General features: G+C 60.4%; 10 protein-coding genes and 1 rRNA gene. 4 read left to right on the forward strand and 7 right to left on the reverse strand.

The annotated features are described in order from the left end of the window. Positions 1-142: 142 nt before the first annotated feature. On the forward strand, positions 143-1993 hold the full coding sequence (locus DWU99_RS11440) for an autotransporter domain-containing protein (RefSeq protein WP_115478136.1): 1851 nt from the start codon (positions 143-145) through the stop codon (positions 1991-1993). Positions 1994-2069: 76 nt separating this feature from the next. Here DWU99_RS11440 and DWU99_RS11445 read toward each other — a convergent pair whose 3' ends face one another. Together DWU99_RS11445 and DWU99_RS11450 are read right to left on the reverse strand one after the other, a co-directional pair. Continuing rightward, a complete protein-coding gene (locus DWU99_RS11445) occupies positions 2070-2933 on the reverse strand; it encodes a YbaY family lipoprotein (RefSeq protein WP_115478137.1) in 864 nt (287 codons plus the stop codon). 258 nt (positions 2934-3191) lie between these two features. Next, positions 3192-6212, reverse strand: a complete 3021-nt coding sequence (locus DWU99_RS11450; RefSeq protein ID WP_115478138.1) for a TonB-dependent receptor — start codon at positions 6210-6212, stop codon at positions 3192-3194. 307 nt (positions 6213-6519) lie between these two features. Between DWU99_RS11450 and DWU99_RS11455 the strand changes: the two genes are divergently transcribed. Further along, the gene (locus DWU99_RS11455; RefSeq protein ID WP_115478139.1) at positions 6520-7107 is read left to right on the forward strand and encodes a helix-turn-helix domain-containing protein; all 588 of its coding nucleotides are present in this window, start codon (positions 6520-6522) and stop codon (positions 7105-7107) included. 68 nt (positions 7108-7175) lie between these two features. On the opposite strand, the gene glyS is transcribed toward DWU99_RS11455, so the two are convergent. Together glyS and glyQ are read right to left on the reverse strand one after the other, a co-directional pair. Continuing rightward, positions 7176-9323 carry a glycine--tRNA ligase subunit beta gene (gene glyS / locus DWU99_RS11460; RefSeq protein WP_115478140.1) on the reverse strand — a complete coding sequence of 716 codons (2148 nt, stop codon included), beginning with the start codon at positions 9321-9323 and terminating at the stop codon, positions 7176-7178. Next, positions 9320-10231 (reverse strand): glycine--tRNA ligase subunit alpha, encoded by a 912-nt coding sequence (glyQ, locus tag DWU99_RS11465; RefSeq protein WP_115478141.1) that lies wholly within the window; start codon positions 10229-10231, stop codon positions 9320-9322. Before glyQ ends, glyS begins: the two co-directional genes overlap by 4 nt. Positions 10232-10330: 99 nt before the next feature. Between glyQ and tfpB the strand changes: the two genes are divergently transcribed. Continuing rightward, positions 10331-12151, forward strand: coding sequence for a type IV pilus assembly ATPase TfpB (gene tfpB / locus DWU99_RS11470; protein WP_115478142.1), 1821 nt, complete (start codon positions 10331-10333; stop codon positions 12149-12151). A gap of 30 nt (positions 12152-12181) precedes the next feature. Then, a complete protein-coding gene (locus DWU99_RS11475; protein WP_115478143.1) occupies positions 12182-12904 on the forward strand; it encodes a glutamine amidotransferase in 723 nt (240 codons plus the stop codon). Positions 12905-12920: 16 nt separating this feature from the next. Here the strand turns inward: DWU99_RS11475 and DWU99_RS11480 are convergent, their stop codons facing one another. From DWU99_RS11480 to rrf, 3 genes are all read right to left on the reverse strand, one after another. After that, the gene (locus tag DWU99_RS11480) at positions 12921-13244 is read right to left on the reverse strand and encodes a DUF1820 family protein (RefSeq protein WP_115478144.1); all 324 of its coding nucleotides are present in this window, start codon (positions 13242-13244) and stop codon (positions 12921-12923) included. 9 nt (positions 13245-13253) lie between these two features. After that, the gene (locus tag DWU99_RS11485) at positions 13254-13937 is read right to left on the reverse strand and encodes a rhomboid family intramembrane serine protease (RefSeq protein WP_233511054.1); all 684 of its coding nucleotides are present in this window, start codon (positions 13935-13937) and stop codon (positions 13254-13256) included. Positions 13938-14175: 238 nt separating this feature from the next. Beyond that, positions 14176-14288, reverse strand: a 5S ribosomal RNA gene (gene rrf, locus DWU99_RS11490). Positions 14289-14502: the final 214 nt, after the last annotated feature.

Genomic DNA, 14502 nt, shown 5'->3' on the forward strand with positions numbered 1-14502 from the left:
TCGATGGCTATACAGGGCAAGGCGGCGTGAATTGCGCCGCCTTGCTTCCTGCGATCAATAGGTTTGCTTGCAACGCAGCATGCGCTTACGTATGGCTTGCTTTAACGTAACATCCCTATAACAAACGCAGGAGCACTAACCCATGGTTCACCCACGCAAGATCGCTGGCGCCATCGCGCTGGCCCTCGGCCTTATCGGCGTTTCGCATGCCACGGGGAATCCGAAGTCGACCTTCGACAACGTCGTCACCTTCGGCGACAGCTTGAGCGATGCGGGCAATATCTCGCTGTATGAGGTTCCCGGTTTTCAGCCTCCGCAGAAGTTCACGACCAACCCCGGCAACATCACGGTGCAGAACGTCGCCGCGGCGCTCGGCTATTCGCTGACCGCGTCGCTCGCCGGTGGCAACGACTATGCGTGGGGCGGCGCTGGCGTCAACAACAATTCGCCGGGCACGCCCGCCGGCGTACCGACGATCACCACGCAGATCAACACGTACCTCGCGAGCCATCCGACGCTGGATAGCCATGCGCTGTACACGATGTGGGGCGGCGCCAACGACATCTTCTACGCCACGACCACGCCGGCCACCGCGCAGACGCAGATCGTTGCGGCCGCGCAGCAGGAAGTGAAGTTGCTGGGCCAATTGCAGGCGGCGGGCGCCAGGAACATCCTCGTGTTCAACCTGCCCAACATCGGTCTTACGCCGGAAGCCCAGGAAGCCGGTGCATCGGCGGCATCCGATCTCACCACGCTCAGCGCGATTTATAACAACCAGCTCAATGCCGGCATCGGCAAGCTCGGCGTGGGCATCATTCCGGTCAATGCGTTTGCGTTGCTGAGCCAGGTCATTGCCAATCCTGGCCGATATGGTTTTACGAACGTCACGATACCCGCGTGCGGCATAGGCTCCAGTTCCGTGCTGTGCGGCCCACAAGGTTCCGGCCTGCCTTACACCTACGCGCCGGGCACGAACAACTCATATCTCTTTGCCGACGGCGTGCATCCCACCACCGGTGCGGACAAGATGCTCGCTCAGGTCGTGTTGTCGGAACTCGCCGCGCCCCAGCAGATTTCGCTGCTGCAGGAAGCGCCGCTGGCGGCCGTCACCACACAGACGGCGGCCGTGCGCAATGAGATGACGGCCGACAACTTCGGTAGCACCACGCGCGCCTTTGCGAACATCAACTACTCCAACCAACAGTTCGACCAAAGCGCGGGCGCGCCCAAGACCACCAGCAACAATGTCGATCTGACGGTAGGTGCCGACGTGCACGCCACCGACAACATTTCGGCTGGTGTGGGCTTGGGCATCGGCGAACACTACGCCGATGTGAGCGGCGGTGGCGGTTACGATCTGCAGGCCATCACGGGCCTGGCTTATCTGACCTGGCATTCGGGTGGCGCTTACGCCGGCACCTATGGCGATTTCGGCCAGGCCAGCTACACGAACGTCAATCGCGTGTTCATGGTCGGCGACTATCGCACGCATGAAAGCGGCAAGACCGATGGCTCGTACCTGGGCCTGGGCTTCCATGGCGGCTATTGGTTCGATGTCGGCAGTTTGAAGACCGGCCCGCTGGTCAACGTCGAGTACCAGAACATCAAGATCGACGGCTACAGCGAAGGTGGCAACGATGCGACCTCGATGTGGTTCGGCCGCCAGGAACGCAATGCACTGATCAGCACGCTGGGCTGGGGTTTGCAGGGCCATTGGCAGATGAGCAACATGGATCTGACCCCGTTTGCGGAACTGGGCTGGAACCACGACAGCCGTGCCAGCACCGACATGGTGACGGCGGGCGTCAACGGCATGAACGGCAGTTTCGACATGGCGGGTTTCACGCCGGACAAGAACTGGGGCTCGGCCAATGCCGGCGTACGGGCGCAGATCACGTCCAACGTGTTGGGCTGGGTCAGCTACAACGGTCATTTCTCCGATAACAGCCAGCGCTACAACAGCATCAACCTGGGCGTGAAGTTCGGCTTCTGAGCCAACTCCACCGGCAACAAAAAAGCCGTCCGCGATGCGGACGGCTTTTTTTATGCGCTTACGTGGTGCGAACGGCTTACTTGCCCTTGCCGCCCGTCGCCATGTTCAGGATGTCCTTGGCCTGCTGCTGCAGGTTGGCGGCATCGCTGTCGCTCAAGGTTTCCGTGTTACCACCGGCTTCGTGCGTCTTCAGCACCAGCGAACCGTCATCGCCCCAGCCGGCAGTATCCACCGACGTCGGCTTCGAAGACTGGTCGGCCTTCTTTTGCTGCTGCACGACCCACGGCTTGCCATCCTTGTAAGCGTAGTCGGTACTGGTGAAGCCCTTGTCGCCGTAATCGACGAGCTCACGGATGAACTTCACTTCGAGGCCGTCGCGGAACACCTGCCAGGCGCGCGAAGCATTGGGCTCGAGCTTCGTGCCGCTCGAACGCTTCATGCCGCCGATCTGCTTCTGCACGCCCTGGAAGGCGGCAAGCAATTTTTCGCCGGGCGTCTGCGAGGGCATCAGCTCGATCGCAACGTTGCTGGTCGGGTGTCCCTGGGTCAGCACCGGCGCCTGAAGCGGCATCGTGTAGTGACGGTCCCCGTCGGTGAGCGTGGCTTCCACGACGTACATGTCGTTGGGAACGACATTGGACGAATTGAAATCCAATTCGAACTGTTGCGGGAACGTCGTCGCCGGCGCGATGGTCTTGGTCGCCAACGGAGCAGAACCCTGCGCCGTCACGTCGACCAGCTTGATATCGAGCGAGTCCTGAGCGGACGGCTTGATGTCGCCACGAATGGAAACCGTGCCGGTGATATTGCTTGCCTGGGCGGCAGGTGCCGGTGCGGCTGCGCCGTCAGTCGAAGGTGTCGACGACGAATTGGAAGAATTACTGCAGCCGGCCAGTGCAACCGCTGCCACTGTCATCAGCGACCAAACAACGCTGCGCATGGAATGAAACCTCAGGTTTGGATCGATTCGAACGCGAGCCCTGTGACGCTACGGCGCCGCCATGAATCGCGGGGGGAGCCTTAGAGAATAGCCGAAAGTCATGGGCTGGAAAAGTCAACGGGCCGACGACTCCATTCGGCCGCGTATGTAACCGCCTGATTATTAGGGCCCGTAAGAAAAAAGGCAGCCGGATTGTACCGGCCGCCTCGTGATGCGTAGGGAGATCCTGGCGATTGCCGCCAGGATCTGCCGGGTGCCTCAGTAGTCGTAAGTGAGACCGAAACGCACGTAGCGCGGCGTGCTCCAGTAGGTGACACGGCCGTAGTTGGTGTTGGGCGCCGCAGTCGTGCCATATAACGCGTAGGCGGCCGTAGCGACCGATTCGTTGAACAGGTTGTAGACCATCACGTTGAAGCCCAGGCGTTTGGCCGCCCATTCCGGTCGATATTCCGCGGCCACGCTAAGCACGTGCTGCCAGGGCAGACGTCCTGCATCGCCGGGCCGCGACGGCTTGCCACCACAATAGTGGTAATAGCTGCCGTAGCCGATCGGATTGGTCTGTCCCGCGCCGTAGTAGCCCAGACACACGCGTGGACCACCCGAGATCAAGGCAAGGTTGGCGGAGATCATCCACTCCGGCGCGATCTGGTACGAGCCATACGCCTTGAACTGATGCTTGTGATCATTGGACAAGTATCCGTTCGCGTATTCCATGACCTTGCCGAAATCCCAGTCCACCGTGGCCGAGACATCGGTCTGGCCGATATCCGAACGCACCTGTCCCTCGGAGTTGCCGTAGCTGCGCGAGTAGAGGTAGTCGATCTTGCCCTGCCACTTGCCGTCGAAGGGATGCTCGAGGAATGTCTCCAGGCCGTAGTAGTTGCGCTTGGCTCTGGGCATGCCGAAATCCTGCGCCGAAACAGTCACAGGGTCGTAGCCGCCGCTGGTATTGGGAACCAGATAGGTGTTGCTGCGGCCAGGGTTAGACAGGTAACAACCGTTCAAGTTGTCCGGATCGATGATGTAGCCCTGCGCTTCGGCTTTCGAAACGATCGTGTTGGTGTCGCAGATGTCGTCGAGGATATTTCGAATCTTGCGCACCTGCGCCTTCATGCCCCACACCCATGCCGGATCGAACTGCTGCGTGAAACCGAGCAGATATTCATCCTGATATTCGGACTTGATGCCTTGCGAAGCGACCGTCCTGGGATCGGGCGACTGACCGTATTCGTTGTTCGCGGAAACCGGACCGCCCGTGCTTGATTTGATGGGCGTCAAACCCGTTGGAATACCGTTCGCATCGATGCCTGTGTAGGTGTAGTACTGATCGGTATAAAGTGATCCTGCCGCAGCACGCAGCGCCACGCTCGCCGGCATCGCCAAGTAGTAGCGACCGACGTTGCCATACACCTTGAGCGATGAATCGCCATTGACGTCCCAACTGAAACCCAGTCGCGGCGCCCATTGCGGCTTGGTTTCACGGATATAGGCCTGGCCGGATGGGTTGTAGTTGGTGAACTGATCGTTGCGCAGTCCCAGCTTCACCAGCCAGCGATCATTGATCTGCCAACTGTCCTCCACGTACTGCGCCCGTTGTTTGACGCGCACCGACGCCGCCGTGTCGAAGACGTATCTGTACGCGTAATAGCCCGTCGAACCGCCGGGATAATTGCCGGGCGCGTCGACAAACGGACTGCCGCTGATCGGCTTGTTCGGATCGATATGTCCGTAGTACCACGCATAGCCGGGGCCTGCGGTGGTGGTGCCGTCATCGGTATCGCGCGTGTCCTGATTGTCGATACCGGCCGTGATGGTGTGATCGCCCAGCCTGTAAGCGAGATCGACGCGCAGGTTCGTATTGGTCGATCGGTGATTCGGATTGTTGAACGTGAGCACCGTCTGGTTATTGGTGACCACCGAACCGCCGGTGATGGCGGGGTTCTGGTTTTCAGGCGTGCCGATGTACGGGTAGGTTGGATCGTAGCCGGGAATTTCGCTGTAGTAGCGGATTTTCTGCTTGCCGTACAACGCCGTCAGGGTCAGATCATCGGTGATGTAGCTGGTGAACTTGGCAATGTAGACGTCCGCGGCGGTTTTCGTCGACGTGTCGTAGCTGTTCAACGCGCCCGTCTGCCCGGTTGGGTAGTTGTAATCGAACAACGCCCCCTGGTACTGGTGCTTGTTCGACGCGCCGGTCAGCTCAAGAATGTTGTTGTCGGTGATGTTCCAATCGAGTTTCGTGTACCACTTCGGATTGTGATATTGGTACTTGGTGTTGTACGAGGACGTGACCGGACCGATGCTGTTGCCCTGCTGCTTGTCCGCCTCCACCGCGGTGAAGAAGTAGAGCTTGTTCTTGATCAGCGGTCCGCCGACATAGGCGTCCTCGGTGGTTTCCCAGTATTTGCTGTCCGCGTTGCGGCGATAGATCTGACCTTGCTTGCTGCCGGTCAGATAGTAGGCATTGCCGATATCGCCCTTGGCGAATGCCGGCGTCCACAACACCTGCGCACCGAAGTGCCAATCGTTGCTGCCGCGCTTGCCGACCTGGCTGAGCACACCACCGTCGGAACGACCATACGCGGCACCGTAGCCGCCGCTGAGGATTTCTTCCTGATCGATCGCGCCATAAGGCAGCGTGATACCGCCGAAACCGCTCAGCGGGTCGGTCGTGTTGAATCCGTTGATGTAGTAGGCGTTCTCGGTCACCGACGAGCCGGCGAAGGAGACCAGCTGGTTGCCGGTGGGACCGGTGAAACCGCTATAGCCGCCGACGGCGCCAGGCGCCAACAGCGCAATCGCCTCTGCTGAGCGCGCAAGTGGCAGCGTGCTGAGCTGCTGTGCGGTGATGACTGTCCGCGAATCGACGCTGGTGACGTCGATGGCGGGAACCCCGCTTGCCGTGACCGTCACGCTATCCAGGTTTTTGGCCTGGGCGGCACTCGCGGCCGCGAAGGAAACTTCGGTGCCGGCGCCGACGCGCAGCGTAATGTCCGAACGCGAATCGACAGCCTTGCCGTCGCGCATCAGGGTCACCGTATAGCTGCCCAGAGGCAGCGAGCCTGCCGAATAACGCCCGGCCGCATCGATGCCCACTTCGCGCGAAACGCCGGTGGCACTTTTGATGACTACGGTTTGACCACCGCCCGTCGGGACCTGGCCAAAAATCGAGCCGGTGGTTGATTGGCCGAAAGCCATTCCGCTGAAACCGAAGCCAACCGCCAAAGCCAGGGCGGAAGGTCGAAGCAAGGCACTGCGTGTGAAATAACGCTTGGTCATCTAATTGTGTCTCCCCATGGGCGGCCCGGCACAGCCGGAGCCGCAAGTCTTCGTGGCCGATCGCGGATGGCCGGTGGGGCCGCCGCAGTTTCTTGCTCTGTTGGCAGCCCTACGTGTCAACCCCGATGGAACTGGCGCGTTTATGCGCTCGAGGACGACGCGGATGTGCCGCCATTCGCAAGATAATGCGAACGTAACGTAATAAATTGCTGCGGTCAACATGCTGTAACGACCGATAGACATCAGAAAAACAAGGCATTTAGTAAAATTTTGCCTGCCACCCGTCAGAAAAGCGCGGAAAATTGCGATGAATCTGCAAGTAAATACGATTACAGAACCCTCTTCGACCTTCGCTGATCGCATTAAATTGCTGATCCAGCGCGTAGGCAGCGTCACCGAGATCGCCCGCATGTGCGGCTTTTCGGAAGGGGTTGTGCGCAGTTGGCGCGACGGCAACACGGATCCCTCGCGGGCCCGTTGCGTGACCCTGGCGCGAACACTGGGTATTTCCCTGGTGTGGCTGGTGGCCGGAGAGGGATCGATGCAGATCGACCCAAGCGCGTTTGTGCCCGACGACACCAGCGGCAGCAGCGCAGAGACTATCTCGTCCCAGCGCCACCGCTCCAAGCTGCGCGCCGTCACTGACGCGCTGGAAGCCAGTGGCGCCGCCATGGATGCGCAGCGGCTCAATACCGCACTGCGTATCCTGCAGTCGGAACTGGATCTGGCGGGCAGCCCGCTGACCCTGGCCGAAAACTCCGACATGCTGGCCGAGCTTTACGAGATCCTCGGTCCGGGTGGCAATGACGTGGATGCTGCCGCGATGGTCGCCTTCAATCATCGCCTTGCCGAGCGCCTGAAAAATGATCGCGCCGCAGGCCGCATGACGACCTGAATCGTCATGGCGTAGCCCACAAAAAAAGCAGCCTTTCGGCTGCTTTTTTTTGTGCCTCGCAACCAGCGTTATAAGCGCGCGATATCCGCAATGGCGGTGAACTGCGCCTTCAGACGTCCAAGTAGCGCCAGTCGATTGGCGCGCACGGTGGGGTTCTCCGCATTCACCAGCACACTGTCGAAGAACGCATCGACAGGGGCCTGCAGCTGTGCAAGACGTGCCAGCACGGCGGTGTAGTCGCGACGCTGCAGGGCTGCAACGTTGTCGGCTTGCGCCGCTTCCAGGGCCTTAGCCAGCGCGCGCTCCGCATCGGCCTCGAAATGGGCGGGATCGACCTGGGTGCCGATACTCTGCGCACCTTGTTCTTCCTGCTGCTTGCGCAGGATGTTCGCAACGCGCTTGTTGGCGCCCGCAAGACTTGCGGCCTCGGGATAACGACCGAATTCGACGACGGCGCGCAGTCGATGATCGAAGTCGACCAGACTGACGGGCGCAACCGCCAACACGGCCTCGAACTGCTCGGTGGTGAATTCCTGATCCGCGTAGTAACCGCGCAAACGCTCGAGCACGAAGTCATTGAGCTCGTTCACCAGTGCGGCGCGGCGCTGTCCCACATCGAGAGCCGGCGCCTTGCCGTCTTTCCCCGGTTTGAGTCCGGCTGCGAACGCCGCGTCCGGCAACAACTCCAGCGCTTCGGCGAAAAGTGCCTTGTGATCGAGGTCGAGACCGCCTTCGATCAAGGTACGCGCGAAACCCAGTGCGGCGCGACGCAGCGCGAACGGGTCCTTGTTTCCGCTGGGTTTGAGGCCTACCGCAAAGATGCCGGCGAGCGTGTCGACGCGCTCGGCCACGGCAAGCACCTGACCGACCTTGCCCGCGGCGATCGTATCGCCCGCAAAGCGCGGCTGATAAACACTATCGAGCGCGTTGGCGACTTCAGCAGGTTCGTATTCGTGTTGCGCGTAGTAGCGCCCCATGACGCCCTGCAGTTCCGGGAACTCGCCGACCATGCGCGTCAGCAGATCGCACTTGGCCAGGCTCGCCGCACGCGTTGCCTGTCCGGCGTCGACGCCGACGCGATTGGCGACAACACGGGCTATTTCAGCGACGCGGACGCTTTTGTCCCACAGGCTGCCAAGCGCCTGTTGATACGTGACGTTCTTAAGCGCGTCCTGATAGCTCGCCAGCGGCGTTTTCAGATCTTCGTCCCAGAAGAATTTTGCATCGGCGAAACGCGGGCGAATCACGCGTTCGTAGCCTTTGCGAATTTCGCCGGGCTGCTTGCTGTCGATGTTCGCGATGCCGATGAAGTGTTCGGTCAACGCGCCTTTCTCGTCGAACACAGGAATGAATTTCTGGTTCGCTTCCATGGTGGTGACAAGCGCTTCCGGCGGAACGCTCAGGAACTCGCGATCGAACGCGCAAGCGATGGCCACCGGCCATTCGGTGAGGTTGGCGATTTCGTCCAGCAAAGCGTCGTCGAGCCGCGGGGTGCCGCCGGTCTGTTTGGCAACGCGTGCGACTTCGTCGCGAATGCGTTGACGGCGCTCCTGTGGATCGGCCAGCACCTTGGCCATGCGCATCGCATCCGGCCAACTGTCGGCATCGGCAACGTGCACGGGTTGAGGGTGCATGAAGCGATGACCGCGCGATTTGCGCCCACTCTTCAGGCCAAGCACTTCGCCATCGACAATCTCCGCGCCATGCAATATCACCAGCCAGTGCACGGGACGCACGAAGGTGTAGTCGTGATCGGCCCAGCGCATTGGCTTGGGAATGGGCAGACCTTTGAGCGCTTCGTCGACAATTTCCGGCAACAGCGCGGAAACCAGCTGACCGGGTTTCACGGTGCGAAAAACGAACCACGCACCTTTGTCCGTCTCCAGCTTTTCCAGTTGCTCGACACCAACACCGCACGATTGCGCGAATCCGACCAGCGCCTTGCCCGGATTGCCATCGGCATCCATCGCCGCATTCACGGCGGGGCCGCGACGTTCCAGCGACTGATCGGGCTGAGCGACCGCGACATGGGGAATATGGACGGCCAAACGCCTTGGCGTGGCATATAGCTTCGCCTGATCCAGCGACGCGCCGACGCCGCGCTTGCTCAAACCGTCGCAGATGCCGCGCAAAAACGACGCACCGAGTTCATCCAGCGCCTTGGGCGGCAACTCTTCCGTGCCTAGCTCGATGAGCAATGATTTCGCGGCGCTCATGCGGCCTGCTCCTTCTTCTTATGCTTCAGGCCAGGAAACCCAAGTTTCTCGCGCTGCGCCACATAGGTTTCAGCAACGCCGCGCGACAACGTGCGAACACGCAGGATGTAGCGCTGGCGCTCGGTCACGCTGATCGCACGGCGCGCATCCAGCAGGTTGAACGTGTGACTTGCCTTCATGACCTGCTCATAGGCGGGCAACGGCAAACCTGCAGCGATCAACTTGTTGGCTTCGCTTTCGCAAACATCGAACCAACGCAGCAGTTCGGCGACATTGGCGTGTTCGAAGTTGTAGGTGCTCTGCTCGACTTCGTTCTGATGGAACACATCGCCATAGGTGACTTTGCCGTGCGGGCTTTCCGTCCAGACGAGGTCGTAGACGTTGTCCACGTTCTGCAGGTACATGGCCAGGCGTTCCAGGCCATAGGTGATCTCGCCGGTGACCGGCCTGCATTCCAGGCCGCCGGCTTGCTGGAAATAGGTGAACTGGGTGACTTCCATGCCGTTTAGCCAGACTTCCCACCCTAAGCCCCATGCGCCGAGGGTGGGCGATTCCCAGTTGTCTTCCACGAAGCGCAGGTCGTGCACCTGCGGATCGAGGCCGAGTTCCTTCAGCGAGCCGATGTAGAGCTCCAGGATGTTCTCGGGATTGGGTTTCATCACCACCTGGTATTGGTAGTAATGCTGGAGACGGTTTGGATTTTCGCCATAACGCCCGTCCGTCGGGCGACGCGAGGGCTGCACGTAGGCCGCGGCCCACGGCTCGGGGCCCAGTGCCCGCAGAAAGGTGGCCGGGTGGAAAGTGCCGGCGCCGACCTCGATGTCGAGGGGCTGCAACAGCACGCAACCCTGGGCCGCCCAATAACGGTTGAGGGTCTGGATCACATCCTGGAAAGTAGGTGCGGACATCGCTTTCCGTAACTGTGTGTAAAGCGCGCTAGTATAGCCGCAGCGCATCTTTTCGCTGATTTTTCACAGCGATGGATGTCCACAAGGGGTTTTAAGCAGATGGCAGCCACTCCACAAATCGCCTCCTTACTCGGTCGTCGCGGCCGCCTGGCCCTGGACGACGTGCTGGCCGCCCTGGTGGTGGATGGTCATCTGTCTGCCGACGATGCCAAGCAGCTGCGCCTGGGCAACCGCGCAGGCCGCAACGCGGTGGAGCTCAATCCCCTGGTGGTGATCGCCAATGCCAAGTTGGTCAATCAGCGCGACCCGGCACGCCCGCTCAGCCTGGAAGGCCTGACCGAATGGCTGGCTGGGCACGCCAACCTGCCTTACCTGAAAATCGACCCCATGAAGATCAACGTGGCGGCGGTTACCCAGGTCGTCAGTCACGCTTATGCCCAGCGCCATCGCATCCTGCCGGTGGCGGCGACAACCGGCGAAGTCACCTTCGCGACCGCCGAGCCTTTCGATGCCACCTGGGCGAAAGATCTGGCTCAGATGCTGCGCCGGGACGTGCACCGCGTGGTGTCCAGCCCGATCGACATCAATCGCTACCTGCAAGAATTCTATGGCGTTCAGCGCTCCATCCAGCTAGCGAAGGATGCGAAGAACCAAGGCTACGATACGTCGACCCTGCTCAACTTCGAACAGTTGCTGGAACTCGGCAAAGCTGGCGAAGTGGGTGCGGACGATCGGCACGTCGTGCATATCGTGGACTGGCTGCTGCAATACGCCTTCGAGCAGCGCGCCTCGGATATTCACCTGGAGCCGCGTCGCGAAGCAGGACTCATGCGCTTTCGCATCGACGGCGTGATGCACAAAGTGTTCGAACTGCCGCCACCGGTGATGACGGCGGTGACATCGCGCATCAAAATTCTTTCGCGCATGGATGTGGCGGAGAAGCGTCGCCCGCAAGATGGTCGCATCAAGACGCGCGCCACATCCGGACGCGAAGTGGAATTGCGTATCTCCAGCATGCCCACGGCGTTCGGCGAAAAGGTGGTGATGCGCATCTTCGATCCCGACATTGTGGCGAAGGATTTTTCCCAGCTCGGTTTTTCGGCACCGGAAGCCGCCTTGTGGCGGCACATGGTGGAACGTCCGCATGGCATCGTGCTGGTGACAGGTCCGACGGGTTCGGGCAAGACGACCACGCTCTATTCGACGCTCAAGCACCTGGCAACGCCCGATATCAACGTGTGCACGGTGGAAGACCCGATCGAAATGGTGTCTCCCGAGCTGAACCAGATGCAGGTGCAGCCAGCGATCGATCTGGACTTCGCGACCGGCGTGCGCACACTGTTGCGTCAGGATCCGGACATCATCATGGTGGGCGAAATACGCGATCTGGAAACGGCGCAGATGGCTGTCCAGGCATCGTTGACCGGTCACCTTGTGCTTTCAACGCTGCACACCAACGATGCGCCGAGTGCCGTGACGCGCCTGCTGGATCTTGGCGTACCGTATTACCTCATCCAATCCACGCTTACGGGTGTCGTGGCGCAACGCCTGGTCCGCACGCTGTGTCCGCACTGCAAAATCGAGGCAGAGCAGGATCCGCACGAATGGACCGCGCTCACGCACGGCTGGTCTATTCCGGTTCCCGCACGCGTCTTCAAGCCTGTGGGTTGCCTGGAGTGTCGCAACACGGGCTTCATGGGACGCACCGGCATCTATGAAATGATGGAACTGACTCCTCGGCTACGTGGAATGATCAGCGCGCAGCTTGATCTCATTAAGTTCGGCGAGGCCGCGCTGACGGGCGGGATGCGCCCGTTGCGCATTTCCGCCTCTGATCAAGTCGCGCGTGGTCTGACCACTGTGCAAGAAGTGCTGACCGTGATACCACCCATAGAACACTCGGAAGACCCTCAGCCCTGAGTTGCTTTCGATCGAACCGCCATTGGCTCCATGAAACCTGTCCTGATCATTCGTACCGGCCACGCCCCCGACAACATCCGTGCACGTCACGGTGATTTCCCACATTGGTTTCGACTCAGTGCCCGTTTGCCTCTGCAGCGTGTGCAGGTCATCAATGTGGCCGCTGGAGAGGATTTGCCGCCACCACAAGAGGTGGCTGGCGCGATGATCACTGGCTCCGCAGCGATGGTTACGGAGCGCGCGCCGTGGAGTGAGCGCACAGCCGGTTGGATCCGCAACGCGATGGATGTCGACCTGCCGTTGCTGGGCGTTTGCTACGGCCATCAGCTCATGTCGCACGCGCTCGGCGGGCGCGTCGATTATTTGCCTGGCGGCCGTGAAATCGGAACCTTGCCTATCGAGTTGCTGCCTGGCGCGGAACAGGATCCGCTTGCCGCGCATCTGCCCGGTCAGTTCCGCGCGCACACGACGCACGAGCAAAGCGTTCTGGAAATTCCGAAAAATGCGCAGGTCCTGGCACGCTCCGCACGCGACCCGCACCATCTGCTTCGCTATGGGCACAATGCGATCAGCGTGCAGTTCCATCCGGAATTCAACGCCGACGTGATGCGTGCCTATATCAAGCGCAAGCACCACGACATGCGGCGCGAGGGCTTCGATCCTCATCATACGTTCCGGCAGGTTGCCGCGACGCCGAATGCACGCCGGCTGCTACGAATGTTTTCGAGGCGCCACGGGCTTAGCCACGATTGACGTCGGAAAATGCATTTCAGCGACTGTGTGGTGGCATCGGGAAGGGAGTCACCTTCTGGCCGTCCGCCGCATCGCGAATGGCGAGCGCGCCCTTGCGCTCCACTTCTTCGATGCGAACGACTGCCTGCATCGGCAGATGCAGCACGCGCGTATCCTTGAATTCCTCGCGCAAGCGTTCTTCCGTTGGATCGACGACCAGCCCTTCTCCCGCCGGCTCGAAGACCAGATCGCCGACTTCGGTGAAGCCCCATAGTCCGCTTGACGCCACGTGCTGGGCATAAAGCTCGTAGCACTTGCCCAAGTGTAGAAAGGTAACTTTGTAGAGTTTCTTGTTGCGCATGACGCCATTTTAGCGCCGCATGCGGCGCATGATCGCGCCGCGTGAAAGAAGAGCGAACATCGCACCGAACAAGAAGCCGGCAACGTGCGTCCACCAGGCGTAGCCCCCATAGCTGGGACCTACGTAGCTGAAAAGGAGTTGCAGCAGGGCCCAGATGCCGATCAATAGAAAGGCGGGAACACGGACAAATTCGAGATAAAACCCGAGCGGTAGCACCAGGCCCAGGCGCGCTCGTGGGAATAACGATACGTAAGCGCCAAGGATGGCGGAGACTGCACCGCTGCAGCCGATAATCGGCCTGACGACACCCGCCAGGGAAACCGCACCGGCGAAGTTGGCGACGACGCCACCGAGAAGAAACAGCACCAGAAAGCGTACCGAACCCAGCGCACGCTCGGCGGGCACGCCAAAGATCATCAGGAACAGCAGGTTGCTCAGCAGATGCAGCCACGCGACGTGGATGAACAATGCAGTGACCAGGCGCAGCAATGCCGGGTCACGCAATTGTTGCAAGATCGGCTGATGCGTGTCGAAGATGTTGGCGGGGACAGTGCCCCACTCCAGCAGGAAGGTGACTCGTCGCGGTGCCGGCATCAATGCGAGCACCACGAACGTCACCACGCAGATGCCGATGAGCAGCATTGCTGCCCAATGGATTCGCGGTTGACGTCGTGTTTCGACATTGACGAACACGGCTCTTCTCCTCGGCAAGTGCGTCGGTCGAGCTGATTCAAAGACGCATCATAGGCGATAAGCAAGCCTTGATTCCGTTCGTCCGGCTGCACTTTCGGGATGTCTGTACCAGGACCTCTCGATCGTTGTCGCTAAGTCCTGTTTCGGTTGTATCTCATACAACCTTCGAAGAAAAATTTTTCGGCCGTGCAAAAGCCAAACGCCTTCCCGGTAAGGGAAGGCGTTTGAGGGATAAAGCCCCTGGCGGTGACCTACTCTTGCATGCGAGTGCACACTACCATCGGCGCGGCTGCGTTTCACTTCCGAGTTCGGGATGGGATCGGGTGGGACCACAGCGCTATAGCCGCCAGGGAAAGGGTGGGAGCAGCGCTTTGAAGCGCCGGCTCCGCAGAGGGGTAAACGAGTGACAAGCGTCTGGTGAAGTGTTTCGAGATGGTTCGTTGAAGGGTCGCTCTTTTGACGAGTCCAGCCATGGATGGCCGGGTTCGTCACAGAAGGACCTGTATACGAAGCGTCTTGGGGTTATATGGTCAAGCCGCACGGCTCATTAGTACGCGTTAGCTCA

This window comes from Dyella psychrodurans (assembly GCF_003363265.1).
Classification (GTDB): Bacteria; Pseudomonadota; Gammaproteobacteria; order Xanthomonadales; family Rhodanobacteraceae; genus Dyella_B; species Dyella_B psychrodurans.

Bases quoted from the DNA above. Each gene is read 5' to 3' on its own strand.
- DWU99_RS11475 (WP_115478143.1), top strand. From the start codon at position 12,182: ATGAAACCTGTCCTGATCATTCGTACCGGCCACGCCCCCGACAACATC.
- DWU99_RS11480 (WP_115478144.1), bottom strand. From the start codon at position 13,244: ATGCGCAACAAGAAACTCTACAAAGTTACCTTTCTACACTTGGGCAAG.
- DWU99_RS11440 (WP_115478136.1), top strand. From the start codon at position 143: ATGGTTCACCCACGCAAGATCGCTGGCGCCATCGCGCTGGCCCTCGGC.
- tfpB (WP_115478142.1), top strand. From the start codon at position 10,331: ATGGCAGCCACTCCACAAATCGCCTCCTTACTCGGTCGTCGCGGCCGC.
- glyQ (WP_115478141.1), bottom strand. From the start codon at position 10,231: ATGTCCGCACCTACTTTCCAGGATGTGATCCAGACCCTCAACCGTTAT.
- DWU99_RS11445 (WP_115478137.1), bottom strand. From the start codon at position 2,933: ATGCGCAGCGTTGTTTGGTCGCTGATGACAGTGGCAGCGGTTGCACTG.
- DWU99_RS11450 (WP_115478138.1), bottom strand. From the start codon at position 6,212: ATGACCAAGCGTTATTTCACACGCAGTGCCTTGCTTCGACCTTCCGCC.
- glyS (WP_115478140.1), bottom strand. From the start codon at position 9,323: ATGAGCGCCGCGAAATCATTGCTCATCGAGCTAGGCACGGAAGAGTTG.
- DWU99_RS11455 (WP_115478139.1), top strand. From the start codon at position 6,520: ATGAATCTGCAAGTAAATACGATTACAGAACCCTCTTCGACCTTCGCT.